The 23,481-nt window shown below is 65.8% G+C and carries 30 protein-coding genes and 1 pseudogene; 17 read left to right on the top strand and 14 right to left on the bottom strand.

Translation table 11 applies throughout. From position 1 onward, the window contains the following. The first annotated feature begins 5 nt into the window (after positions 1-5). Entirely contained in the window at positions 6-746 is a 741-nt protein-coding gene (locus tag Tfont_RS02675; RefSeq protein ID WP_143968285.1) for a 2OG-Fe dioxygenase family protein, read from the top strand. A 45-nt stretch (positions 747-791) separates the two neighbouring features. On the opposite strand, the gene Tfont_RS02670 is transcribed toward Tfont_RS02675, so the two are convergent. The 3 genes from Tfont_RS02670 to Tfont_RS02660 form a co-directional block, all read right to left on the bottom strand. Beyond that, positions 792-1,778 (bottom strand): Bug family tripartite tricarboxylate transporter substrate binding protein, encoded by a 987-nt coding sequence (locus Tfont_RS02670; RefSeq protein WP_143968284.1) that lies wholly within the window; start codon positions 1,776-1,778, stop codon positions 792-794. 153 nt (positions 1,779-1,931) lie between these two features. Beyond that, complete coding sequence (locus Tfont_RS02665) at positions 1,932-2,561, bottom strand: hypothetical protein (protein WP_143968283.1); 630 nt, start codon at positions 2,559-2,561, stop codon at positions 1,932-1,934. 19 nt (positions 2,562-2,580) lie between these two features. After that, positions 2,581-3,363, bottom strand: coding sequence for an SDR family NAD(P)-dependent oxidoreductase (locus tag Tfont_RS02660; protein ID WP_143968282.1), 783 nt, complete (start codon positions 3,361-3,363; stop codon positions 2,581-2,583). 53 nt (positions 3,364-3,416) lie between these two features. On the opposite strand from Tfont_RS02660, the gene Tfont_RS02655 reads away from it, so the two are divergent. Genes Tfont_RS02655 through Tfont_RS02635 form a run of 5 tightly spaced genes read left to right on the top strand, consistent with a single transcriptional unit; the run spans position 3,417 to position 7,209 of the window. Continuing rightward, positions 3,417-4,319 carry a TatD family hydrolase gene (locus tag Tfont_RS02655; protein WP_143968281.1) on the top strand — a complete coding sequence of 301 codons (903 nt, stop codon included), beginning with the start codon at positions 3,417-3,419 and terminating at the stop codon, positions 4,317-4,319. Further along, positions 4,316-4,690 carry a hypothetical protein gene (locus tag Tfont_RS02650; RefSeq protein ID WP_143968280.1) on the top strand — a complete coding sequence of 125 codons (375 nt, stop codon included), beginning with the start codon at positions 4,316-4,318 and terminating at the stop codon, positions 4,688-4,690. The genes Tfont_RS02655 and Tfont_RS02650 overlap by 4 nt, the downstream gene beginning before the upstream one ends. Beyond that, positions 4,687-5,457, top strand: coding sequence for a class I SAM-dependent methyltransferase (locus tag Tfont_RS02645; protein WP_143968279.1), 771 nt, complete (start codon positions 4,687-4,689; stop codon positions 5,455-5,457). Before Tfont_RS02650 ends, Tfont_RS02645 begins: the two co-directional genes overlap by 4 nt. Further along, positions 5,454-6,371 (top strand): DMT family transporter, encoded by a 918-nt coding sequence (locus Tfont_RS02640; RefSeq protein ID WP_143968278.1) that lies wholly within the window; start codon positions 5,454-5,456, stop codon positions 6,369-6,371. The genes Tfont_RS02645 and Tfont_RS02640 overlap by 4 nt, the downstream gene beginning before the upstream one ends. A gap of 31 nt (positions 6,372-6,402) precedes the next feature. Beyond that, positions 6,403-7,209 carry an SDR family oxidoreductase gene (locus Tfont_RS02635; RefSeq protein ID WP_143968277.1) on the top strand — a complete coding sequence of 269 codons (807 nt, stop codon included), beginning with the start codon at positions 6,403-6,405 and terminating at the stop codon, positions 7,207-7,209. Positions 7,210-7,241: 32 nt separating this feature from the next. On the opposite strand, the gene Tfont_RS02630 is transcribed toward Tfont_RS02635, so the two are convergent. Further along, the gene (locus tag Tfont_RS02630) at positions 7,242-8,651 is read right to left on the bottom strand and encodes an integron integrase (protein ID WP_313906457.1); all 1,410 of its coding nucleotides are present in this window, start codon (positions 8,649-8,651) and stop codon (positions 7,242-7,244) included. A 248-nt stretch (positions 8,652-8,899) separates the two neighbouring features. Between Tfont_RS02630 and qac (Tfont_RS02625) the strand changes: the two genes are divergently transcribed. The 8 genes from qac (Tfont_RS02625) to Tfont_RS02590 all read left to right on the top strand — a co-directional run bounded on the left by qac (Tfont_RS02625) (position 8,900) and on the right by Tfont_RS02590 (position 13,743). Continuing rightward, positions 8,900-9,232: a quaternary ammonium compound efflux SMR transporter QacL gene (qac, locus tag Tfont_RS02625; RefSeq protein ID WP_000800531.1), complete on the top strand. Its 333-nt coding sequence runs from the start codon at positions 8,900-8,902 to the stop codon at positions 9,230-9,232. Between the two features lie 89 nt (positions 9,233-9,321). After that, a complete protein-coding gene (locus Tfont_RS02620) occupies positions 9,322-9,774 on the top strand; it encodes a carboxymuconolactone decarboxylase family protein (protein WP_143968275.1) in 453 nt (150 codons plus the stop codon). 133 nt (positions 9,775-9,907) lie between these two features. Beyond that, entirely contained in the window at positions 9,908-10,132 is a 225-nt protein-coding gene (locus Tfont_RS02615) for a hypothetical protein (RefSeq protein WP_143968276.1), read from the top strand. A 372-nt stretch (positions 10,133-10,504) separates the two neighbouring features. Beyond that, positions 10,505-11,308: an OXA-5 family class D beta-lactamase OXA-129 gene (locus tag Tfont_RS02610; protein ID WP_032492122.1), complete on the top strand. Its 804-nt coding sequence runs from the start codon at positions 10,505-10,507 to the stop codon at positions 11,306-11,308. A gap of 105 nt (positions 11,309-11,413) precedes the next feature. Further along, positions 11,414-12,205, top strand: coding sequence for an ANT(3'')-Ia family aminoglycoside nucleotidyltransferase AadA2 (locus tag Tfont_RS02605; RefSeq protein ID WP_001206356.1), 792 nt, complete (start codon positions 11,414-11,416; stop codon positions 12,203-12,205). A 169-nt stretch (positions 12,206-12,374) separates the two neighbouring features. Next, on the top strand, positions 12,375-12,707 hold the full coding sequence (gene qac, locus Tfont_RS02600; RefSeq protein WP_000800531.1) for a quaternary ammonium compound efflux SMR transporter QacL: 333 nt from the start codon (positions 12,375-12,377) through the stop codon (positions 12,705-12,707). 89 nt (positions 12,708-12,796) lie between these two features. Beyond that, on the top strand, positions 12,797-13,249 hold the full coding sequence (locus Tfont_RS02595) for a carboxymuconolactone decarboxylase family protein (protein WP_143968275.1): 453 nt from the start codon (positions 12,797-12,799) through the stop codon (positions 13,247-13,249). A gap of 119 nt (positions 13,250-13,368) precedes the next feature. Further along, positions 13,369-13,743, top strand: coding sequence for a cupin domain-containing protein (locus Tfont_RS02590; protein ID WP_143968274.1), 375 nt, complete (start codon positions 13,369-13,371; stop codon positions 13,741-13,743). A gap of 204 nt (positions 13,744-13,947) precedes the next feature. Here the strand turns inward: Tfont_RS02590 and Tfont_RS02585 are convergent, their stop codons facing one another. The 4 genes and pseudogenes from Tfont_RS02585 to Tfont_RS02570 all read right to left on the bottom strand — a co-directional run bounded on the left by Tfont_RS02585 (position 13,948) and on the right by Tfont_RS02570 (position 16,793). Continuing rightward, complete coding sequence (locus tag Tfont_RS02585) at positions 13,948-14,769, bottom strand: IS3 family transposase (protein ID WP_143968273.1); 822 nt, start codon at positions 14,767-14,769, stop codon at positions 13,948-13,950. After that, complete coding sequence (locus tag Tfont_RS02580) at positions 14,766-15,083, bottom strand: DUF1153 domain-containing protein (RefSeq protein ID WP_143968272.1); 318 nt, start codon at positions 15,081-15,083, stop codon at positions 14,766-14,768. Before Tfont_RS02580 ends, Tfont_RS02585 begins: the two co-directional genes overlap by 4 nt. Positions 15,084-15,131: 48 nt before the next feature. Further along, positions 15,132-15,589: pseudogene (locus Tfont_RS02575) on the bottom strand (transposase); the annotation flags it as partial. A 265-nt stretch (positions 15,590-15,854) separates the two neighbouring features. Further along, the gene (locus Tfont_RS02570; protein ID WP_143968271.1) at positions 15,855-16,793 is read right to left on the bottom strand and encodes a DMT family transporter; all 939 of its coding nucleotides are present in this window, start codon (positions 16,791-16,793) and stop codon (positions 15,855-15,857) included. 114 nt (positions 16,794-16,907) lie between these two features. On the opposite strand from Tfont_RS02570, the gene Tfont_RS02565 reads away from it, so the two are divergent. Continuing rightward, entirely contained in the window at positions 16,908-17,897 is a 990-nt protein-coding gene (locus tag Tfont_RS02565; protein ID WP_260682232.1) for a quinone oxidoreductase family protein, read from the top strand. 51 nt (positions 17,898-17,948) lie between these two features. Here the strand turns inward: Tfont_RS02565 and Tfont_RS02560 are convergent, their stop codons facing one another. Genes Tfont_RS02560 through Tfont_RS02545 form a run of 4 tightly spaced genes read right to left on the bottom strand, consistent with a single transcriptional unit; the run spans position 17,949 to position 22,113 of the window. Then, on the bottom strand, positions 17,949-18,338 hold the full coding sequence (locus tag Tfont_RS02560; RefSeq protein WP_143968270.1) for a hypothetical protein: 390 nt from the start codon (positions 18,336-18,338) through the stop codon (positions 17,949-17,951). A 24-nt stretch (positions 18,339-18,362) separates the two neighbouring features. Next, the gene (locus Tfont_RS02555) at positions 18,363-19,898 is read right to left on the bottom strand and encodes a methyl-accepting chemotaxis protein (protein WP_143968269.1); all 1,536 of its coding nucleotides are present in this window, start codon (positions 19,896-19,898) and stop codon (positions 18,363-18,365) included. Between the two features lie 54 nt (positions 19,899-19,952). Then, positions 19,953-20,993 (bottom strand): response regulator, encoded by a 1,041-nt coding sequence (locus Tfont_RS02550; protein WP_143968268.1) that lies wholly within the window; start codon positions 20,991-20,993, stop codon positions 19,953-19,955. Continuing rightward, a complete protein-coding gene (locus Tfont_RS02545; RefSeq protein WP_143968267.1) occupies positions 20,986-22,113 on the bottom strand; it encodes a response regulator in 1,128 nt (375 codons plus the stop codon). Before Tfont_RS02545 ends, Tfont_RS02550 begins: the two co-directional genes overlap by 8 nt. On the opposite strand from Tfont_RS02545, the gene Tfont_RS02540 reads away from it, so the two are divergent. Together Tfont_RS02540 and Tfont_RS02535 are read left to right on the top strand one after the other, a co-directional pair. Continuing rightward, positions 22,114-22,452, top strand: coding sequence for a hypothetical protein (locus Tfont_RS02540; RefSeq protein ID WP_260682231.1), 339 nt, complete (start codon positions 22,114-22,116; stop codon positions 22,450-22,452). Next, positions 22,449-22,937 (top strand): hypothetical protein, encoded by a 489-nt coding sequence (locus Tfont_RS02535; protein WP_143968266.1) that lies wholly within the window; start codon positions 22,449-22,451, stop codon positions 22,935-22,937. The genes Tfont_RS02540 and Tfont_RS02535 overlap by 4 nt, the downstream gene beginning before the upstream one ends. A gap of 3 nt (positions 22,938-22,940) precedes the next feature. On the opposite strand, the gene Tfont_RS02530 is transcribed toward Tfont_RS02535, so the two are convergent. Further along, positions 22,941-23,162 (bottom strand): GDCCVxC domain-containing (seleno)protein, encoded by a 222-nt coding sequence (locus Tfont_RS02530; RefSeq protein ID WP_054284892.1) that lies wholly within the window; start codon positions 23,160-23,162, stop codon positions 22,941-22,943. Then, complete coding sequence (merP, locus tag Tfont_RS02525) at positions 23,159-23,452, bottom strand: mercury resistance system periplasmic binding protein MerP (RefSeq protein WP_054284961.1); 294 nt, start codon at positions 23,450-23,452, stop codon at positions 23,159-23,161. Before merP ends, Tfont_RS02530 begins: the two co-directional genes overlap by 4 nt. Between the last annotated feature and the right edge of the window lie 29 nt (positions 23,453-23,481).

The raw sequence follows: 23,481 nt of genomic DNA, 5'->3' as shown, positions 1-23,481 counted from the left end.
GCACCATGATTGCGCACTTCGACCCGCCCACCGTCGCCGCCGATCAACTCGACGCCACCCTGGCCCGCCAGGGGTATGCGGTGCTTGGCGCGGCGGCGGTGCGGGCCTGGCTGGGGCTGGACGCCGCCGCCCTGACGGCCCTGCAACCCGCCTGGGACGACCTGCCACCGGATCGCTACCTCAAGGACGGCGGCCGCTACCGCCGGCGCCGGCACGGCTGCTTCGTCGTCGAGGGCGAAGCCGTGCGCCCCATGCCCGAGCGGCCCCACTACCAGCCCGTGGAGTACAACGCGCTGCACGGGGGCATGCGGCGTTGGTTTGCCCCGCTGACCGACGCCCTGGTCGCCCAGCCGGCGTGGACACGGCTGCTGCAACGCACCGGGGCCGTGGTGTCCGCCCTCAAAGGTGCGCAGCCCTGGTATGTGGAGGCCCACCCCTTCCGTATCGACACCACGGGGGGCATCGGCCGCCCCACGCCCGAGGGCGCGCACCGCGACGGCGTCGATCTGGTGGCCGTCTTTCTGGTCGGCCGCCACGGCATCAAGGGGGGCGAGAGCCGCGTGTTCGAGGCCGACGGCCCCAATGGCCAGCGCTTCACGCTGACCGAGCCGTGGTCCGTGCTGCTGCTGGACGACGAACGCGTCATCCACGAGACCACACCCATCCAGCCGCAGACCGAGGGCGTGCTCGGCTGGCGCGACACGCTGGTGCTGACCTACCGCGCCGGCGGCTTTTTGGGCGATTGATGGGGCGATCGATCGGGCCGCCGCGCGACGGCGGCGCCCGCAGCGTCACTGTGGCTGGAAGCCGCTGTCGCGGATGATGCGGGCCCAGACCTCGGTATAGGCGCGCTCGCGCTGGGCGAGTTGCTCGCCGCTCATGTGACCGACCGTCAACCCCATCGCCGTCAGGCGATCCCGCACCGCGGGCTGCGCCAGGGCTTTGGCCAGCGCGGTGCTGACCTGCTCCAGCGCCGCCTTGGGCGTGCCGGCCGGGGCGAACAGGCCGTAGTAGGGCACCTCCTCGAAGCCAGGGATGCCCAGCTCGGCAAACGTCGGCACGTCGGGCAGGATGGCCTGGCGCGTGCGGCCCATGACGCCGACGATCTGCACCTTGCCGGCCTTGTGGTTTTCGATGAAATCGGGCACCGACCCCACGCCGGCCGGGATCTGGTTGCCCAGCATGTCGGCCATCATGGGCGCGCTGCCGCGGTAGGGCACGGCCACCAGGTCGAGCTGCTGGCGCTTGGCCAGCGACTGCACCAGAAACTGCGGCACCGACGCCGGGGCGGGGATGCCGACGTTGGCCTTGCCGCCCTGCTGTCGCACCCAGGCGACGAAGTCCCGGTACGTCTTGGCCGGGGTGCCGCCCGAGACGGCCAGCGCGTTGACGAAGGTGGCAAAGCCCGCCACCGCGACGAAGTCCTTGGCCGGATCGAACCCCGGATTGCGCAGCACCTGCGGCAGGATGGAGATGGTGTGGTCGTGCGACAGGAACAGGGTGGTGCCGTCCGGCGCAGCGGCCTTGAGGGCCTGGGCCGCCAGTTGCCCGCCCGCGCCGGCCCGGTTGTCCACGATCACCGGGGTGCCCAGCGCCTCGCGCAGCGGCTCGGCCAGCAGACGCGCGATGGCGTCCGTGCCTCCGCCGGGGGGAAAGCCGACCAGGATTTTCACGGTTCGGTTGTCGGCCAGGGCGGTAAGCGGGGCGCCCAGGCCGGCGGCGGCGCAGGCCAGTCCGGTCTTGAGCCAGGTGCGGCGGGAAGTCGGGAGCAGGGGCATCGGAAACCTCCGGAAAGGGGTGTTGGGGCGATCCGCTGGGCGGGCGTCGGCAGGGACGCCGGCGTGTGTGTGGATTATGCGTTCCCCGTCAGCCCACCGAGAATGCCTATATTGAGCGCTTCCACCGGACCTGCCGCACCGAGGTGTCGCTGCTCACGAGGCGTTCAATGCCGTCGCATGAAACCGGGGTTCGAATCCCTGGGCAAAAGCATTGACGACCGAACGGGGGGTGAGCACCTGCACGACTTCGGATGCCGGAACGGTCGGACCCGGTCGGTACCCGTCAAAGCTCCACTCCAGACAACCCTGCCTCGTCTTTGCCAGAAACAAATTCTTCCAGACGAAGAAAGCGCCGACGGGAAGTGAGTCAAGGCGGGCGTCGTAGGTGAGCTTGTTCTTGTTTCTGTCGACCCGCTCTCGATGCAAGACGCTGTCGAGGGCCTTTAAGGACACCTCTTTACAGGCATCGGGGTTCGCCTTGAACCACGCCGTTTTGAACGCCTGCGCTCGCTCGCGTTGACAGAAGTTGCAGGGACGATGACCCGCTGAAAACGCCGTTGCCTCGTCCAGAAAAAACAACTCCGAGTAGTTGTTCGGCGTCGAAAACGGCCGGGGTCGCTGGATGCCCTTGTACTCGAGCAAGCAGGTGACCCAGGCGTGGTGGGCCCAAGGCTTGACGATGCGTTGATTGGCATCGTGAAGGATTCCACGATTGCCCATCAGCGTGCCCCGGCTGGGCACAGCACACAGCTCACCCCTGGGGTTCACTCGATTCTGGAGCATCTCTTTTCTGGTGCGTGTCTTACCCCGCGTCGCGCACATCGGCCACGCACGGATCGCCAAAATCCGGCCGTTCCAGCCAAGCGAGCACCCGGCGTGCCGCCTGATGCGCCGGTGTGAGCTGCCCCTGGGCGTGCAACTGCACGAAGCGGTCCCGGTCCGGAAAGCCCGCCGGATCCCCGGCGCGCATCTGCACCTGCATGTCCGTGTCGATGACCCCGGGCGCCAGCGAGACGATGCGTGCCCCGCGGGGGCGGCGGGCCTCGTCCAGCGCCGTGCAGCGGCTGAAGTGGTCCAGCCCGGCCTTGACCGCACAGTAGATGGACTGCCCCGCCATCGCGTAGCGCCCCAGACCCGAGGAGATGTTGAGCACCCGCCGCGGGCCATCCCAGTCCTGCGCCTGCACCCAGCGGTCGGTGGCGCGCAAAAAGGTGGCCGTCAGGTGCATGGGCGCTTCCAGCCCCACGCGCAGGGCGCGTGAGAGCGCCTCTGCTGGGCTGGACTGCAGCGGACCGATGGGCGGCAGCACGGCGGCGTTGTTGATGAGCGTCGCGCTGGCCAGCGCGGCCGGCGCCAGCGTGTCGAGCCAGCGGGCCAGCCGCTCGGCGGCCTCGGCCGGCTCGACCAGGTCCTGGCTCCACTGCTCCAGGTGCGCGCCGCTGCGCGCGGCCAGCGTGGCGAGCGCCGGGTCGGGCCGGCGCTCGATCGTCAGCAGCAGCCGGTCCGGCCCCAGCAGCTGCTCGGCCATGGCGCGGCCCAGCCCGCGCGAGGCCCCGGTGAGGAGGGTGAGGTGTCGACGGTCCATGGAGCCATTCTGGCATCGGTGGCGCGACCGTGCTGAACCATAATCGGGATCCCATGTGGATCGACACCCACTGCCACCTCGATGCGCCCGAATTGGGCCCCGACGCGCGGGCCGAGCGTGCCCGGGCGCGCGCGGCGGGAGTGGCGTGCTGCGTGCTGCCCGCGGTGCAGGCGCGTGACTTTGCCACGGTGCGGGCGCTGGCCCACGAGATGGGCGACGCCTATGCGCTGGGCATCCACCCGCTGTACGTGCCGCAGGCCACCGAGGACGACCTGGTCCGGCTGGAGCGGGCGCTGGCCGAGGCGCGTGACGACCCGCGGCTGGTGGCGGTGGGCGAGATCGGGCTGGACTTCTTCGTGCCCGAACTGTGCACCGACGCCATGCGGGAACGTCAGCAGCGCTTCTACCGCGCGCAACTGCGGCTGGCGCAGCGCTTCGGCCTGCCGGTGATCCTGCACGTGCGGCGATCGGCCGATGCGCTGCTGGCGGGGCTGCGCGCCCAGGCCGATGCCGGGCACCCGGTGTGCGGGGGCATCGCGCACGCCTTCAACGGCAGCCTGCAGCAGGCGCAGGCCTTCGTGGCGCGCGGCTTGTGCCTGGGGTTTGGCGGCGCCGTGACCTTTGACACCGCACGGCGCCTGCGCGAGCTGGCCGCCACGCTGCCGCTGCAGGCGCTGGTGCTGGAGACGGACGCCCCGGACATTCCGCCCCAGTGGCTGTATGTGACGGCGGCCGAGCGGGCCGCGGGCCGCCCCCAGGGCCGCAACTCACCGGCGGAGCTGCCGCGCATCGGGGCCGAGATCGCGCGGCTGCGCGGCCTGGCCCCTGCGGCCCTGGCCGCCGCCACCTGGGCCAATGCCTGCGCGGCGCTGCCGCGGCTGCGGGCTTTGCTCGGCCCTGCGCCGGATACGGACGCGGCCGTGGCGGAAGCCGCAGCCGCCGGGGGCGCGGCATGAGCGATCGGCAAGCGCCGCGTCTGCAGGGGCTGCCACCGGTGGTGGGGCCGCACACGCGGCTGCTGGTGCTGGGCAGCTTTCCCAGCGTGGCGTCGCTGCGGGCGCAGCAGTACTATGCCCATCCGCACAACCATTTCTGGACCATTCTGGGCACCCTGTGGGGGCTGCGCGCCATTGCCCACAACGGTGGCGAGAGCTGGCGCCACGCCCGCCACACCCGCGCGCTGGGCGTGCCCGTGGAACGCCTGCCCTCCACCAGCCCCGCCAACGCGAGTTGGAGCCTGGCGCGCAAAACCGCGGCCTGGGCCGAGGTGCTGGCCCGCCACGGTATTCCCGTGCATGCCCCGCCGCAATCCACCGACGCACGATGACGCCCGCCCATTCCCGCGCCGCGCCGCCGTTGCCCAGCGTCACCTTTTCCGAGGAGGGGCCGCTGCGCCACCTGCACCTGGGCAGCACGCCGTGGATCCAGGGCAGCATGCGCCTGGACCGGCCCAACGACCTGGCGCTGGAGTATGTGCAGCGCATGATGGCCTGGCTGCTCTTCGTCGAGCCGGACGGCGTCGCCGCGCGCCGCGCCCTGCAATTGGGCCTGGGCGCGGCGGCGCTGACCAAGTTCTGCCACCGCCGGCTGGGCATGGACACCACGGCCGTGGAGCTCAATCCGCAGGTGGTGGTGGCCTGCCGCACCTGGTTCCGCCTGCCGCCGGACGGCCCGCGCCTGCGCGTGGTGGTGGGCGACGCGGCGCAGTGGGTGCGGCACGCGCCCTGGGCCGGCACCGTGGATGCGCTGGCCGTGGACCTGTACGACCACGACGCCGGTGCGCCCGTGCTGGACAGCGCGGACTTCTATGCCGATTGCCACCGCCTGCTCACCGACGACGGCGCCCTCACGGTCAACCTGTTTGGCCGGCGCGCCAGCTTCGAGCGTTCGTTGGCCGCGCTGACGCAAGCCTTCGGCCGCGACGCGCTGTGGGTCTTCAAGCCGACGAAAGAGGGCAACACCGTGGTGCTGGCCCAGCGCTCGCCACAGCGGCCGTCGCGCGAGGTGCTGGCGGCGCGCGCCGATGCCATCCGCACCCGCTGGCGCCTGCCCGCCCTGCACTGGCTGCGCAGCCTGCAACCCCTGGACCCATGACACCCGCGCCGTCCGCGTCCCCCGCCGCGCGCCGCGTCGGTCTGCTGCTGGCCCTGGCCGGCTCGATCGCATTCAGCGGCAAGGCGATCATCGTCAAGCTGGCCTACCGCTACGGGGTGGACGCGGTCACGCTGATCATGTACCGCATGCTGTTCGCGCTGCCGCTGTTCCTGGCCATGCTGTGGTGGGCGACGTACCGCCAGCGCCAGCCGGTCGCACCCCTGACGCGGTCCGACTGGCTGGGCATCGTCTGGCTGGGCTTCACCGGCTACTATGCGGCGAGCTTTCTGGACTTCTGGGGCCTGCAGTACATCAGCGCGAGCCTGGAGCGGCTGATCCTGTATCTGAATCCCACCCTGGTGCTGCTGCTGGGCTGGGGGCTGTACCGCCGGCCGATCACGGGGCGCCAGGCCGGCGCCATGGCGCTGAGCTATGCGGGCGTGCTGCTGGTCTTCGGGCACGAGGTGCGCTTCGACGGGTGGGGCACCGCCATCGGCGCCGCGCTGGTGTTGGCCAGTGCCGTCAGCTACGCGGTCTACCTGGTCTACAGCGGCCAGCTCGTGCGCCGGCTGGGGTCGCTGCGGCTGGTCGGCTGGGCCACCACGGTGGCCTGCCTGCTGTGCCTGCTGCAGTTCGTGCTGCTGCGGCCGCTGTCGGCGGCGGCGGTGGCGCCGGAGGTGATCGCCCTGTCGGTCGCCAACGCGGTCCTGTGCACCGCGGCGCCCGTGGTCATGGTGATGATGGCCATCGAGCGCATCGGCCCCGGCCTGACCGCGCAGACCGGCATGGTCGGCCCGCTGTCCACCATCGCGCTGGGCGTGCTGGTGCTCGGCGAGCCGTTCAACGGCTGGATCGTGGCTGGCACCGCGCTGGTGCTGGCCGGGGTGTTGTGGGTCAGCCGGCCGGACCGTTGACGGGCTGGCCGGGGTTTATCAGGAGCAAACGATGGATCTGGGCATCGCAGGCCGCTGGGCGATCGTGTGCGGCGCCAGCAAGGGGCTGGGCTGGGGTTGCGCGCGGGCGCTGGCGCTGGAAGGGGTCAACGTGGTGATGGCCGCACGCGGCGCCGAGGCGCTGGAGACGGCGGCCGCGCGGCTGCGCGCCGAACGGCCCGCCGGCGCGCGCAACCAGATCCTCACCGTCGCGGCCGACGTGACGACCGAGGCCGGGCGGGCCGCGTTGTTCGCGGTGCCCGGCGGTCCGGGGCGGGACGTCGACATCCTGGTCACCAACGCCGGCGGGCCGCCTCCGGGCGATTTCCGCCAATGGGGCCGCGACACCTGGCTGCGCGCGCTGGACGGCAACATGCTCACGCCCATCGAACTCATCAAGGCGACCGTGGACGGCATGGCGGCGCGCGGCTTCGGGCGCATCGTCAACATCACCTCCAGCGCGGTCAAGGCCCCCATCGACATCCTGGGCCTGAGCAACGGCGCGCGCAGCGGCCTCACCGGCTTCGTCGCCGGGCTGGCGCGCAGCGGTCTGGCGGCGCGGGGCGTCACCCTCAACAACCTGCTGCCGGGCAAGTTCGCCACCGACCGCCTGCGCGCCACGCTGCAGGCCGCGGCCGACAAGGCCGGGCAGCCGCTGGAGGTCATCGAGCATCAGCAGCGCGAGGCTATCCCCGCCGGCCGCTTTGGCACGCCGGAGGAGTTTGGCGCCATCTGCGCCTTTTTGTGCAGTGTGCATGCGGGCTACCTCACGGGCCAGAATGTCCTGGCCGACGGGGGGGCGTATCCGGGGACGTTCTGAGTGACCGTCGTCGGGACCCGTCTAGCTGGCGCTCACCCCATCAACCCATCGAGCGGACTCAACGCCCCCACCCCCGCGCGGTTCAGCACATGGGTGTAGATCATGGTGGTCGACACATCCGCATGACCCAGCAGCTCTTGCACGGTGCGTATGTCGTGGCCACGTTCGAGCAAATGGGTGGCGAAACTGTGGCGCAGGCTGTGGCAACTGGCCTGACGGCCGATACCCGCCTGCGCCACCGCCGCACGCAGGGCCTTCTGCACGCTGTCCTCATGCAGGTGATGCCGGCGTGTCACGCCCGAGCGTGGGTCCACCGACAGTCGCCCGCTGGGAAATACGAACTGCCAGCCCCACTCGCGCCCCGCCGCCGGGTACTTGTGCGCCAGCGCATCCGGCAGCATCACCTCGCCAAGCCCCTCGGCCAAGTCCGCCTCATGCAACTGCCGCACGCTTTCCAAATGCGCCTTCAGCGCCGGCACCACTGTGGCCGGTAGCGGCACCACCCGGTCCTTATCCCCCTTGCCCCGACGCACCACGATCAGGTTGCGCTCGAACGCGACATCCTGCACGCGCAGACGCAGGCATTCCAGCAAGCGCATGCCCGTGCCATAGAGCAGTGCGGCAATCAGCCCATGCACCCCGTCCATCGCTGCCAGCAGCCGCTTGACCTCGGCGACCGACAGCACCACCGGTAAACGCTTGGGCCGCTTGGCCCGCACCATGGGTCCCAAGTCACCCAGGGGCTGTTCCAAAGCCTTGTCATAAAAAAACACCAGGGCATTCAAAGCCTGATTCTGGGTGCTGGCCGATACGTTGCGCACCACGGCCAGATGCTGCAGAAAGCTCACCACCTCCGCCGCGCCCAGCCTGGCCGGCGCGCGCATGCCATGAAACGCCACCAGCCGACACAACCAATGCAGATAGGCTTTCTCGGTGCGTATCGACAGGCCCCGGGTGCGGATCGTCCGCGACAACAACAAGAAGTCTTCACGATGCAGATGCACCACCCGCGCACACCCGCCTTCCCCCATGCGCTCCAGCAAGGATGCCTCAGCCGCCGCGGGCGGGATGGAGACCGCCGGCTGGCGCGCGACGCTGGGATGAGTGGGTTCGAGCGCGGTGGCGGAAGCCAACCAATAGGCCCAGTCAAAAATCTCCAGCCAAGTCGGCCTGACCATGCTAAACAGAATCTGTATAGCAACCACCACCTGGCGGAACTGCCAACCCTCCAGCGCGCCTTCCCGTCCCAATTTTTCCAGGTACGCCGTCACGTCATCCGCCGTCAGTTCCGCCAGCTTCCGCCCTGGAAAAGCGCGGATGAACCCCTCCGCACGCACCACATGCCATCGGTCTGCCGGGGGCTTAACCCCTTGTTCATGCAGCAGTTGTATGAAGCTGTCCCAGAATCGGCGCTGGCGCTCTTCGCGAGACACTTGGCCCACGTGTTCCTCCTTGATTGTCTAGCGCAGAAAGCGTAACATAATAGTTGTCCAGAAACCAGTAGGTCGCACCGTCGAGAGCGGTGCTAACAAGAATCGGTGTAGCACTGATATACAAGATTCTGTTCAATCAACTGTTAGATGCCAGATTTGGCGTTGCGTATGCTCACAGAAAATCGACAGCCGCAAGACTGTTTTTGGCAACTCATAGCCACCACTATTTCTGCTTCATACCGTAGAGGAGATTGCACGTGAAGAACTGGCTCTTTCTGGCTATTGCAATATTTGGTGAGGTCGTCGCAACTTCCGCACTGAAGTCCAGCCATGGATTCACCAAGTTAGTTCCTTCTGTTGTAGTTGTGGCTGGCTACGGGCTTGCGTTCTATTTCCTCTCTCTCGCACTCAAGTCCATCCCGGTCGGCATTGCTTATGCTGTTTGGGCTGGCCTCGGCATCGTACTTGTGGCAGCTATCGCTTGGATCTTCCATGGCCAGAAACTAGACTTGTGGGCGTTCGTTGGCATGGGACTTATCGTTAGTGGCGTCGCCGTTCTAAATCTGCTATCCAAGGTCAGCGCACATTGATCGGGCTGGCATCTAACAATTCATTCAAGCCGACGCCGCTTCGCGGCGCGGCTTAACTCAGGTGTTAGCCGTACAACAAAGGATTTCGCATGTCCGAAAGAGTAAACCTTGGCAAGTCAGCACCTACGCTGTATCAAGCCGTCATTGAGCTTGACCGACTTGCCTCCGAAGCCCTGACCACCGCAGGCATTGCGGAAGGCTTCTCGCATCTCTTGCGCCTGCGCGCATCCCAGATCAATCAATGTGCTTTCTGTGTCAGGCTGCATGCGCGTGACGCCCTTTCCAGCGGGGAATCTGGCGATCGTGTGGCCGTTTTAGCTGCGTGGAAAGAGACGGAATACTTCACCTCAAAAGAGCGCGCCGCATTGGAACTTGTCGAGGCAATTACATTGGTCTCTGATGGACAAGTGCCGGACTCGATCTACGAGCAAGCCGCAGCAAATCTCTCAAAAGAAGAGCTGTCAGCCATTGAGTGGCTGGCAGTTGTCATCAATACTTGGAACCGCATCGCTATCTCTAGCCGTTACCCTGTAAAGGCGTAGGTACGGCTAACAATTCATTCAAGCCGACGCCGCTTCGCGGCGCGGCTTAATTCAGGCGTTGGGCATCACAGCCACCACCAGCGCCTATAGACCCGCATCGTCCACATCGCAACTTCACTCAAGGAGACTCTCAATGTCCATTTACGTACTTCGTTCAGTCGCTCTCGCCGTTGCCGTCGCCGCCACTCTCGCAGCCTGCGGCAAGCAATCCTCGTCATCCCGCGACTCCAGCGCCGATGTTCAAGCCTGCAGAGGCGAAGTTGAGAGAGCCGTTCATCAACCTGGACAATCAGACACCGAGGCCTATCGTGCGGCTGAAAATGCACTGGATGCATGCATGAAGCGCAAAGGCTATTGAGCTCCGATGAATGACGTCGAACTAACCAATCGCGCTATCGACTTCTTGCACAAGCAACTCGGCTGCAATTCGAGCCGGGGTCGGCGAATCTCGGCCAAGGAGGTTGCTGACGCCGTAGGTGGCTATGCACCATCAGTCGGTAGGTGCTATGAGGCAATTCTGGCTGAGTTATTGAAGAGAGGTCACGCAATCAGGTACGACCGCACGTCCACGCCAAAGTGCTTCGTTCTGAATTGAAATCGCATTACTTCGGCGGTTCCAGCCACCTGCTCAGCAAAGCCACGTGAGGCCCAACATGGCGCTCAACTCGGACGGGCGAAATGCTGCGCATTTCGCCCGCCGGTTAGCTCGAACGTTAGCCACCAAGGTACCATGAAAACCATAGCCGCATATTTAGTTCTAGTATTTTTTGCAGGCACTGCACTTTCAGAGTCTATTTCTGAAAATTTAGCTTGGAATAAAGAATTTTCCAGTGAATCAGTGCATGGTGTTTTTGTACTTTGTAAAAGCAGTAGTAATTCCTGTACAACAAATAATGCAACACGTGCATCTACGGCCTATATTCCAGCATCAACATTCAAAATTCCCAATGCTCTCATAGGCCTTGAAACCGGCGCCATAAAAGATGCGCGGCAGGTTTTCAAATGGGACGGCAAGCCCAGAGCCATGAAGCAATGGGAAAAAGACTTAACGCTAAGGGGCGCTATACAAGTTTCTGCTGTTCCGGTATTTCAACAAATTGCAAGAGACATTGGCAAAAAAAGAATGCAAAAATACCTTAACCTTTTTTCATATGGCAACGCCAATATAGGCGGAGGCATTGACAAATTTTGGCTAGAAGGTCAGCTTAGAATCTCAGCAGTCAATCAAGTTAAATTTTTAGAGTCGCTTTACCTAAATAATTTGCCAGCATCTAAAGCAAACCAACTTATAGTAAAAGAGGCAATAGTTACAGAAGCAACTCCAGAATATATAGTGCATTCAAAAACCGGGTATTCCGGTGTGGGCACAGAATCAAATCCTGGTGTCGCTTGGTGGGTTGGTTGGGTAGAAAAAGGAACTGAGGTTTACTTTTTTGCATTTAACATGGACATAGACAATGAGAGTAAGTTGCCGTCAAGAAAATCCATTCCAACGAAAATCATGGCAAGTGAAGGTATCATCATTGGTGGCTAACAAGGCGCTCAAGGCCGTGGCTGCGCCACTGGACGTCTCCAATCGGCGCATGCTTCGCATTTTGCGCGCCGCTTGTAGCCGCCCCTTAGCTTTGCGTTAGACATCATGAGGGAAGCGGTGACCATCGAAATTTCGAACCAACTATCAGAGGTGCTAAGCGTCATTGAGCGCCATCTGGAATCAACGTTGCTGGCCGTGCATTTGTACGGCTCCGCAGTGGATGGCGGCCTGAAGCCATACAGCGATATTGATTTGTTGGTTACTGTGGCCGTAAAGCTTGATGAAACGACGCGGCGAGCATTGCTCAATGATCTTATGGAGGCTTCGGCTTTCCCTGGCGAGAGCGAGACGCTCCGCGCTATAGAAGTCACCCTTGTCGTGCATGACGACATCATCCCGTGGCGTTATCCGGCTAAGCGCGAGCTGCAATTTGGAGAATGGCAGCGCAATGACATTCTTGCGGGTATCTTCGAGCCAGCCATGATCGACATTGATCTAGCTATCCTGCTTACAAAAGCAAGAGAACATAGCGTTGCCTTGGTAGGTCCGGCAGCGGAGGAATTCTTTGACCCGGTTCCTGAACAGGATCTATTCGAGGCGCTGAGGGAAACCTTGAAGCTATGGAACTCGCAGCCCGACTGGGCCGGCGATGAGCGAAATGTAGTGCTTACGTTGTCCCGCATTTGGTACAGCGCAATAACCGGCAAAATCGCGCCGAAGGATGTCGCTGCCGACTGGGCAATAAAACGCCTACCTGCCCAGTATCAGCCCGTCTTACTTGAAGCTAAGCAAGCTTATCTGGGACAAAAAGAAGATCACTTGGCCTCACGCGCAGATCACTTGGAAGAATTTATTCGCTTTGTGAAAGGCGAGATCATCAAGTCAGTTGGTAAATGATGTCTAACAATTCGTTCAAGCCGACCGCGCTACGCGCGGCGGCTTAACTCCGGCGTTAGATGCCAGATTTGGCGTTGCGTATGCTCACAGAAAATCGACAGCCGCAAGACTGTTTTTGGCAACTCATAGCCACCACTATTTCTGCTTCATACCGTAGAGGAGATTGCACGTGAAGAACTGGCTCTTTCTGGCTATTGCAATATTTGGTGAGGTCGTCGCAACTTCCGCACTGAAGTCCAGCCATGGATTCACCAAGTTAGTTCCTTCTGTTGTAGTTGTGGCTGGCTACGGGCTTGCGTTCTATTTCCTCTCTCTCGCACTCAAGTCCATCCCGGTCGGCATTGCTTATGCTGTTTGGGCTGGCCTCGGCATCGTACTTGTGGCAGCTATCGCTTGGATCTTCCATGGCCAGAAACTAGACTTGTGGGCGTTCGTTGGCATGGGACTTATCGTTAGTGGCGTCGCCGTTCTAAATCTGCTATCCAAGGTCAGCGCACATTGATCGGGCTGGCATCTAACAATTCATTCAAGCCGACGCCGCTTCGCGGCGCGGCTTAACTCAGGTGTTAGCCGTACAACAAAGGATTTCGCATGTCCGAAAGAGTAAACCTTGGCAAGTCAGCACCTACGCTGTATCAAGCCGTCATTGAGCTTGACCGACTTGCCTCCGAAGCCCTGACCACCGCAGGCATTGCGGAAGGCTTCTCGCATCTCTTGCGCCTGCGCGCATCCCAGATCAATCAATGTGCTTTCTGTGTCAGGCTGCATGCGCGTGACGCCCTTTCCAGCGGGGAATCTGGCGATCGTGTGGCCGTTTTAGCTGCGTGGAAAGAGACGGAATACTTCACCTCAAAAGAGCGCGCCGCATTGGAACTTGTCGAGGCAATTACATTGGTCTCTGATGGACAAGTGCCGGACTCGATCTACGAGCAAGCCGCAGCAAATCTCTCAAAAGAAGAGCTGTCAGCCATTGAGTGGCTGGCAGTTGTCATCAATACTTGGAACCGCATCGCTATCTCTAGCCGTTACCCTGTAAAGGCGTAGGTACGGCTAACAATTCATTCAAGCCGACGCCGCTTCGCGGCGCGGCTTAATTCAGGCGTTAGGTGCTTTGTGCGCGGCGTAGTTCTTGCGTGCTTTGCACCATAACTCTCGGAGCAGCCATGAGCAGTCAGCGCGTATTCAAATCAAGTGACCACATGCAAGTCAGCGACGGTGAGCCGATCCGCTCCGTTGTCCAAGAGTCTGAACATTCAGTGATCGTCGCTTGGCACGTTGAGCCGGGACAAACGATAGCTGCGCATACGCATCCAGAAGGCCAAGATACCTGGATAATTCTGTCCGGTCACGGCGATTATCAAATCGACGAACAAGGCAACACCGTTGTGGTCACATCAGGCGATGTTGTCGTAGCCAAACGAGGCCAAGTGCATGGCGTCACTTGCACGAGCAAAGAACCATTGCGTTTCATTTCCGTAGTCGCACCAATCGAAGCAGGTTATGTTCGTCTTCCACCACGCTCGCGGGTTGACACGTGAAGCGCAACACTCAAAGCTACAGGTCGAAATACTATGAAGACCTTCCACTCCGCGCCACAGCCTAACTGTAAGTTCAACGTGGACGCCAACAGCGGCCATGCCTTCGGCATTTTATTGGCCGCTGTTGGTGCCCTGCGCCCTTCGGGCTCCGGCGCCAGTTAACTCGTTCGTTAGGTTGTATTGACCCAGCGGTTTCTGCACAGGTCAGGCTGCTAAAGCATAAGCCTCAGCCGGGGTCTTCATGGCGAGCGCCTGGTGAGGGCGCCGGTGGTTGTAGAAGCCGATCCAGTCTGCGATCACGCGGCTGGCGTGTTGGAGGGTCTCGAACCGGTGGCGGTGCACGCATTGGTCTTTGAGCGTTCTGATCACGCGTTCGACCATGCCGTTTTGCTCCGGGCTGTACGGGGTGATGAATTCCTGCTGCAGACCATAGCTCTTGACCAGCGCCGTGTAGCTGCGGCTGGTGAACACCAATCCGTTGTCCGACCTCAACAAGAACGGGTGCTTGACCTTGCCCAGGCAGCCGTAGCGGGCGATCAGCGCCTGCTCCAGCGCCGCCTCGGCGGTCTTGGAGCGGCCGCTGCGGCTGAGGTGCCAACCCAGCAATTCGCGGCTGTAGCAGTCGATCACCAGAGCCAGAGAAGCCCACCCATCACGCCCCGTCCACACGCGGCACAGGTCCGTCGCCCAACGCTCGTTGGGAGCCTTGGCCACCGACGGCAGCGCCTGGATACGAGGCCTGAATCCCACCGACCGCTTGCGAACCTGCCAGCCCTTGAGCTGGAAGATGCGCTGCACGGTGTTCTTGTTGAACCCAAGCAGATGCGCCACCGTCCGGTAGCCGAACGACGGGTTCTCTTCGATCATCGCCTTGATGGGCTTGACGAGGTGCTCCTGAACCTTGGGCACAGCCTTGGTGCTGCGGTAGTACACCGTGCGCCGGGGTATGTCGAACCACTGGCACAGCTTGACAAGGCTGACCTTGAACCCGTCTTGCGCCAATCCCTGCTGAAGGCTAAGGATCATTTCTCGTCCTCGTTGCCCAGCAGGGACGCCAGCTTTTTTCGGGCACGCAACTCCAGCATGGCTTCGCCGTAGGCCTCCTGCAACTCGCGCAGTTGCTTCTCGTACTGCTCCTTGACTTCCAGGGGCTTGGTACGCAGTGCGTTCTCCATACCGCGCTTGCCTTCATCGACCCATTGCTCAACCTCGGAGGGGTTGAGATCGAAGGTCCGACTGGCCTCCGAGATCGTGGTCTTGCCCTGGATGATGTCCAGGACCAGGGCCGTTTTACGCTTGGCTGTCCAGCGCTTGATATCGTCTTCCATCAGGGTGCTCATCGTCGTTTCCTTCAACGTTAACACCTGAGCAGGAATTCACTGGGTCAATACACAGCCGCTCTCCAGCCAGGCTTGCTTGAGCAGACCCAGCAGGCGCTGGTCGTCGCGGGCTTTGTCGCTTTCGGGCTGCTGCTTCCAGGCGTAGTAGCCGCTGGGGTGCACCTGCAGACACAAGCACATGCGTCGAACGCTGTGCTGGACCTCGTGCGCCTTGATGAACGCGTACCTCACCCGGACTGCTTGGCAAAGTACGCGGCGGCCTTTTTTAGGATGTCGCGCTCCTCGGTCACGCGCTTGAGCTCGGCCTTCAGGCGGCGCAGTTCCTCCGACCGGGATAGCTGCTCCTGGCGCTGGCCAGGGGGCGTTTGCCGCTCCTTGATCCACTTGTACAGACTGTGCTGGCTCACGCCCAGCCGGGCGGACACCTCGGCCACCGGGTGACCGCGCTCCACGATCTGTCTGACCGCTTCGATCTTGAATTCTTCCGGATATCTCTTCTGACTCATGGCACCTCCTATTAGGCCTCAGGTTTGAGGCTCAGAGGTGTCTACTAGACCCGGGGCGATTCAGCCGCTGGGACGCCGTGCCGGCGATGCCGGCCCATCGCCCCTCACTTTCGCGTTAGCCATCGTGCCACCCCCCCAGCGATACCATTCGAGCAGGGCCGATGAGGATCGCGGTCCGGCGGGCGGGAGCACTGCGACGGGGGGAGGCCCTTCCACCACGGTAGGCAGCCGAGCCGCACCGCTCCCACGAGAAACGGGGCCGCCCTCACCCCCGCCGCGACGACACCGCGATGCCGGCGACGATCAGCCCGAAGGCCAGGGCGTGGTAGGCCCGCGGGGTTTCGCCCAGCAGCAGGGACGACATCACGGCGGCGAACAGCGGCGTGAGGTTGGTGAAGAAGCCGGCCACCGTCGGGCCGGCGCGCTGCACGCCCGCCCCCCAGCACCGGTAGGCGATGACCGACGGCCCCACGGCGACGAAGAGCAGCACCGCCGCCAGGGCCCAGCTCCAGTGGATGCGGGTGGGCATGTCCGCAGGCGCGGCGGTGGTGAGCCAGATCCATTCCCCGCCCGCCAGCGCGGCGGCGCTGATCAGGCCGAAGGCGGTTTGCGCCAGCAAAAACGCCGCCCAGTCGCGCCGGATCTCGGGCGATTCGTCGCGCCGGGTGAGCAGCCAGCTGTAGCAGGCCCAGGTGAAGGCGGCGGCCAGCATCCAGGCGTCGCCCGGCACGAAGTGCAGTTTCAGCAGGTTGGCCCACTGGCCCTGCGACAACACCACCAGCACCCCGGTCAGGGACAGTGCCGCCCCCGCCAACTGCTGCCGCTGCACGGGTGCGCCGAAGAACAGCCGGCCCACCAGCATCATCCAGACCGGCATGCTCGACGCGACCAGCGTGACGTTCAGCGGCGTGGACGTGTGCAGTGCCAGGTACTGCAGCATGTTGTAGCCCGCCACCGCGAACAGCCCCAGCACGGCAAAGCGCCGCCACTGCCGCCACATCGGGCTGCTCGGGCGCAGCACCCAGTGCGCCAGCGGCACGAGCAGGGCAAAGGCGATCAGCCAGCGCAACAGGTTGAAGGTGATGGGCGGAATCCAGGCCGCCGCCATGCGGCCGACCACGGCGTTGCCCGCCCACAGCAGGGGCGGAATGGTGAGCAGCGCGATGGTGGAGGGGGTCAGGGGCGCAGTCGTGTCGCGGGGCATGGGGCGACTGTACCCGAGCCGTCGCGGGGCTGCCGATGGCCCCACCGAAGGGCCCGGTCCCAGTCGTGGCACCATTGGGGGTTTGTTTGGCCACTGACCCGCAGGAGACCCCCCATGATGAACAGCCGTGCCGTGCAGATCGACGCCCCCGGCGGCCCCGAGGTGCTGCGCCTCGTCGAGGTGGAGGTGGGCGATCCGGGGCCGGGCGAGGTGCGCATCCGCCACCACGCCATCGGCTTGAACTTCATCGACGTCTACCACCGCACGGGCCTGTACCCGATGCCGCTGCCCGCGCGTCTGGGCATGGAGGGCGCGGGCGTGGTGGAGGCGGTGGGCCAGGGTGTGACGCACCTGGCCGTGGGCGACCGCGTGGCGTATGCGTCCCAGCCGCCGGGCAGCTACTGCGATGTGCGCGTCATGCCGGCCATGAATGTGTGCCGCCTGCCGGACGCCATCTCGTTCGAGGAGGGCGCGGCCATGATGCTCAAGGGGCTGACGGCGCAATACCTGCTCAAGCACAGCCGGCCGGTGGAGGGGCTGCAGCCCGGGGACTTTGTGCTGTTTCATGCGGCCGCGGGGGGCGTGGGCCTGATCGCCTGCCAATGGGCGCGCGCGCTGGGCTTGCGCCTGATTGGCACCGCCGGTACCGACGACAAGTGCGCGCTGGCCATCGCCAACGGGGCCGAGCACTGCATCAATTACCGCACGCAGAACTTTGTCGAGCGCGTCAAGGCGATCACGGGCGGTAAAGGGGTGAAGGTCGTGTACGACTCGGTGGGCAAGGACACCTGGGACGGCTCGCTGGACTGTCTGGCGCCGTTTGGGCTGATGGTGTCGTTTGGCAACGCCAGCGGCCCGGTGCCGCCGTTTGCGCCCGGCATCCTGGGGCCCAAGGGCTCGTTGTACGTGACGCGGCAGACCTTGTTCTCGCACATCACCAGCCGCGAGCGCACGCAGGCCATGGCCGACGACCTGTTTGGTGTCGTGACGTCGGGACAGGTCAAAATCCACGTCGAGCAGCGGTTTGCGCTGGCACAGGTGCAGGACGCTCACCGGGCGCTGGAGGCGCGGCAAACCACGGGCTCGACCGTGCTGCTGCCCTGACGGCTGTGCGGTGGTGCGGCGCCAGCGCGCCACCGCCCGGTCACGGGCGCGTCATGGCCGGTTGGGGGCAGTTTCGCACCAGTAAGCCAACTCGTTGCCGCGGGACGGTTCGCGCACCACTTGCAGCCCGGTAAACCCGTGCGGGCCGTTGGCGGGTGAGCCGGGCAGGTAACTGGCCTGGTGCAGCAGATACGGGCGGCCGTCCCGCAGCGCCAGCGTGCGCACCGTCACGCCCGCCCCGGGGGCGGGGGGCAGACGGTTGGCCACCTCCACCACCACCGTGGCCCCTTCCAGCAGGGGTCGGGCCGGGCCGTCGTGTGCCGTGGGTTCGATAACGAAGACGCGCGTGGCCCCGGCATAGGCCACGTGGCAAGCCACCGGCTGCGTCAGGGCCGAAGCACTCCACACGGCGGGCAAGAGGAAAGCGATCGCGCGTTTCACGTTGCCCTGTTTATACAACGGGATTCAGTCGAAGCCGATGCGCTTGACCGCCGACAACACCTGCACCACCCCTCGGGTGGCCTGGCTGAAGGGGGTGCCGGGGGCGATGGCCTCCTCGGCCTGTCGCCACTCGCGGCGGTTGACCAGCTCGCCCACGCCCGCGGCGACCTGGTGGAAGTGCTTGTGGCGCTCGATCAATTCGGCAAAGCGCGGTTGCGAGCCAAAACGCTGGCGACCTTCGCCGTAAATCCACTTGCCCAGCGCGCAGCAGTCGTCGCGGCGCAGCGTGTCGGTGTCCACGGTGGCTTGGTTTTCGATCGCGTCGCGCAGCTTGACCTTCCACTGCCGGTGCGCGTCGATGATGCCGTCCACGTCCAGGCCCTGCACGGCGCTGGCGTACTGGCTGCGGCCGCCTGCCAGCCGGAACTCGTCCACCAGCGCCGCCATGCGCAACGCGGCATCGCGCTGCGCGGCCGAGGCGGTTGCGGTCTCTTCGGCCAGGGCGGCGTTTTGCTGGGTGTTGCGGTCCAGCTCCTGCACGGCTTCGCCGATCTGCTTGACGCCCAACTGCTGCTCGCGCGCGGCATTGGCCACTTCGTCCATCAGCTCGCGCGTGCGTTGTGCCGAGGCGACGATGTCCTGCATCACGCCGCCCACGCCCTGCACCACGTCCACGCCGGCGGCCACGTCCTGCACGGTGCGCTCGATCAGGTCCTTGATCTCGCGCGCGGCTTGGCTGGAGCGCTGGGCCAACTGCCGCACCTCGCCCGCCACGACTGCAAAGCCCCGGCCCGCTTCGCCGGCGCGCGCGGCTTCCACCGCGGCGTTGAGCGCCAGGATGTTGGTCTGGAAGGCGATGCCGTCGATGACGCCCGTGATGTCGCGGATGCGCGCGGAGGACTCCTCCAGCCGGCGCATGGTCTGCACCACGCGCTCGACGATCTCGCCGCCGCGGGCGGCGGAGCCGGCGTTGGTCTGTGCCAGATCGGCCGCCTGCGCCACCAGGTCGGCGGTGTGCGCCGAGGTGGACGAGGTTTGCTCCAGCGCGGCGGAGGATTCCTCCAGCGCCGCGGCGGACGATTCGGCCCGCGCGGCGACGTCGCGCGCCCCGTGGGTCACTTCGATGGCCGAGTGCACCACCTCGTTGCTGGCGTGGCGCACGGCACGGATGATGTCGGTCAGGGCCGCCTGCAGCATGGCCAGCTCCCGCTGCAGACTGCCGAGGGTGTCGTCGGCGTCGGACACGATGGGCTGTCGTAGGTCGCCCATGCTGAGCGTCAGCATGTCACGCCGAATGGCGCGCACGCGCTGCTTCATGGTGCGCATGGTCCACGCCACACCGGCGACGGCACCGGCCACGGCCAGCCCGTCCAGCCCCCAGCGCCAGGCGGGGATGGCGCTGCCGGACGCCCAGCCGACCGCATCACCGATCAGCGGCATGGCCGAAGCGACGATGGCGGTCACACACCCCACGGTCAGGTTGTGGCGCCACCCCTGGCCCCCCGATGGGGCCTGGGTGGGTGCTGTGGCCGTGGAAATCGCCAACGCAGCTTGGGACATGTCTCCTCCATTCTTGTGGGTTGGATGGATCAAGCAACCGACTTTAGCAGAAGGTCACGCCACATCCTCGTCGCGCCAGGCCAGGTGCACGGCCCAGATGTCGTCCAGCCGGCGCAGCAGCGCCTGCACGGCGTCGGGCCAGAAGTGGCGGCCGGATTGCTCCTGCAGCAGCGCCAGCGCGCGCTCGCGCGGCCAGGCGGGCTTGTACGGGCGCGCGCTGATCAGCGCGTCGAACACGTCGGCCACCGCGACGATGCGCGCCTCGGGGCTGATGGCCTCGCCCTTGAGGCCGTGCGGGTAGCCGCTGCCGTCCCATTTTTCGTGGTGCTGCAGCGCGATCGTGCGCGCCATGCGCAGCAGCGGGCTCGCGTCCTCGCCGATGATGTCGGCGCCCATCTGCGGGTGCTGGCGCATCACGGCCCATTCGGCCTCGTCGAGCTTGCCGGGCTTGAGCAGGATGGCGTCGGGCACGCCGATCTTGCCGATATCGTGCATCGGCGCGGCGGCCAGCAGCAGGTCGGCGTAGCGGCGCGGCGCGCCCAGCTCTTGCGCGATCAGGCGGCTGGTGTGGCTCATGCGGATGACGTGGCGGCCGGTTTCGTTGTCCTTGAACTCGGCTGCGCGCCCCAGGCGGCGGATCACCTCCAGCCGCGTGCGCTCGACCTCGTCGCGCTGCACCAGCGCCAAGTGGTTGCGAATGCGCGCGCGCAGCACCGGCGGCGAGATCGGCTTGGTGACGTAGTCCACGGCGCCCAGTGCGAGGCCTGCGGCCTCGTCCTCGTCGGCGTCCAGCGCGGTGCAGAACAGCACCGGGATGTCGGCCGTGGCCGGGTCGGCCTTGAGCAAGCGCAGCACGTCGTGGCCGCTCATGCCGGGCATCATGACGTCCAGCACGATCAGCTGCGGCGGGGCTTCGCGCACGCGGCGCAGCGCCTCGGTGCCGCTGCGCGCAAACGACAGGCGGTACTCCCCCTCCAGCACCTGGCGCAGCAGCTGCAGGTTGGCCGGCTCGTCGTCGACCAGCAGCAGGCGCGGCGGGGCGTCCAGCTCGGCCCAGGCGCCGAAGTCGGGGGAATGGGCGGTGGCATCAGGCATCGGTCGGGGTCTCCTCGGGGTGGGGGGCGGCGGGCCGCCACTGCGCCAGCCGCGCCAGTGCGGTGTCGAAGTCGAAGGCGTCCAGCGCCTCGCGCAGCGCGGCCGCGTGCGCGGGGTGGGTGACGGCCAGCGCGGCCAGCGCCGCCTCGTCGAGTTCGCCGCGGCGGCAGGCGGCCTCGATCTGTCGCAGCAGCGCTGCGGCGGCGGGCCCGGGTGGGGACAGCGCGTCGGCCGGCGGCATGGCGGGTGCCGGTGCAGGCGGCGGCGCTTGCTGCGCCAGCCAGTCGGTCAACGCCTGCCAGGCCTGCCGCGCCGCCGCGGGGTCGGCCGGCTGGCCTTGCGCAAGGGTGCGCTCCTGTTCGCGCGCGGCCAGCGCCAGCGCGGGCAGCGCCAGGTTGGCCGCCGCACCCGCGATGCGGTGCCATGCGGCACGGTCCCAGCGCTCGACGTCGGCCCAGGCGGGGGCCTGCTGCGCGTACCAGCGTTGCACCTGCGCCACCCATTCCCCGCCCCACAGCGCGCGGCCGTTCGCGGGGTCGGCCACGGGCGGCGCAGGCGCGGCGGGTGCGCCGCCATCCGGCGCTCGGGGCGTCTCCGGTGGCGGTTCGGTCGCCCCGCCGCCAGCGGACGGATCGGGTGGCGGCGCGGCTGCGGGTCCATCGGGCCCGTGCCGGCGCCGGCCGGCCTCGGCCAGCGCACGGCGCAGGGCCTGCGGGTCGATGGGTTTGTCCACGAAGCCGTCCATGCCGGCGTGCAGGGCGGCGGCACGGTCGCTCGCCAACACGCTGGCGCTCAGCGCCAGCACCGGCACCGGCGGCCACCCTTGCGCGCGCTCCCACGCGCGCAGGCGCTCGCAGGTGGCCACACCGTCCAGCCCGGGCATGTGCAGATCCAGCAGCACGACATCCCAGGCGGCGGGATCGGCCTCGTAGTGCGCCAGCAGCGCCGCGCCGTTGGCCACCACGGTGGCGCGGTGCCCCTCGCGTTCGAGCAGGCGCGCCAGCAGCTCGCGGTTTTGTTCCACGTCGTCGGCGGCCAGCACCCGCAGCGGCGCTCCCGGCGCCCCCGTGCCGTCGGTCATCCCGGTTTCCTCGGCGCACAAATCGTCGGGCAGTGTCACTTGGAGGTGAAAGTCCTCTACTCGCCCGGCCACACGGCGCTCTCGGCGCCGGAGGTGCTGATCGGCACCTGGCGGGCGTGCCAGCGCCACCCGGCGGGTGCCGCCCTCGACGAAGCGCAGGTGGTGGTGGCGATGCGACGCATCGGCGACGTGTGGGCGCAGTTGTTCCCGGCCGAGCAGCAACGCATCGCGCGCCTGCTGATCGAGCGGGTGCAGCTGCATGATCACGGACTCGACATCCTCTGGCGCGAGGACGGCTGGCTGGGATTGGAGCCCGAGATCGGCGCACATCCCTTGGTCGAGGAGTGCCGCGCGAGCGCCGAGGAGGTCTTGGCATGACCCAGGTACCTTCCGATCCCGTGCCGAAACCCCGCCGCCGCGCGATCCGCGTCGAGGTCGGCCCCGACGCGCGCAGCTACGTCAGCGGCAGCCAGCGGGTGACCCTGGTGCCCCTGACGATCAAGCGCCGGCAGAACCGCAAGCTCCTGATCCCGCCGACGCCCGAGTCCGCCGCCGCGACCGCGGGCGGCCTGGATGCGCCGATGATCAAGACGCTCGGCAAGGCCTTCTACTGGAAGCGGCTGCTCGAGGAGGGGCGCTATCCCACGACGACCGACCTGGCCCGCGCGCTGAAGTTGGAGCCCGGGTGGGTGGCCGAGGTGCTGCGTCTGACCCTGCTGGCCCCCGACATCGTCGAGGCCATCCTGGACGGGCGCCAGCCCCGCCATCTGAACCTGCAGACCCTGCGTGGCCGGCACGATTTGCTGCCGCGCGACTGGGCCGAGCAGCGCAAAGTCCTGGGGTTCTCGCCTCTCGAAAGCTGACGTTCAGCCGGCGCAACAGTCCGCCTTGCCGCGTTCTTGAATGGGCGGGCAAGGCACGGTGCCATAGGAGCAATAGACGCAGCAATCGCCGTGCTTGGGCTTGAGCACGGTGTGGCAGGCCTCGCACTCATAGAACCACTGGCAGGCCTCGGTGGGCATGACCTCGGTCTTCGCGTGCCCGCACGCCGGGCAGTGCAGCGTCGATTCGAGGACGACGGCGTTCATTTCGCGCTCCCGACTACCGTCGAGGAATAGCCCGCGTCCTGGGCGGTGCGCAACAGCGCCTGGACGTCGGTCCTCGCGTCGTCGAAGGTCACCGTCGCCTCGCGCTTGTCGAGGTTCACGTCCGTCTTCGCCACGCCCGGCACCTTGCCCAGGGCCTTCTTGACCGTGATGGGACAGGCGGCGCAGTTCATGCCCGGCACGGCAAGCGTGACGGTCTTGGGGGCCGCCGTCGCCGGAGCGCTCGATGCGAGAGCGAGCGCGAGGCAGGACCATGCCAGCCGTTTTTTCATGACGACCTCCGTTCTTCCCATAAGATAGT

Source organism: Tepidimonas fonticaldi (genome assembly GCF_007556755.1).
GTDB classification, from domain to species: Bacteria; Pseudomonadota; Gammaproteobacteria; order Burkholderiales; family Burkholderiaceae_C; genus Tepidimonas; species Tepidimonas fonticaldi.
The sequence above is the reverse complement of the archived record's forward strand: the minus strand, read 5'-3'. Positions and strand labels throughout refer to the sequence as shown.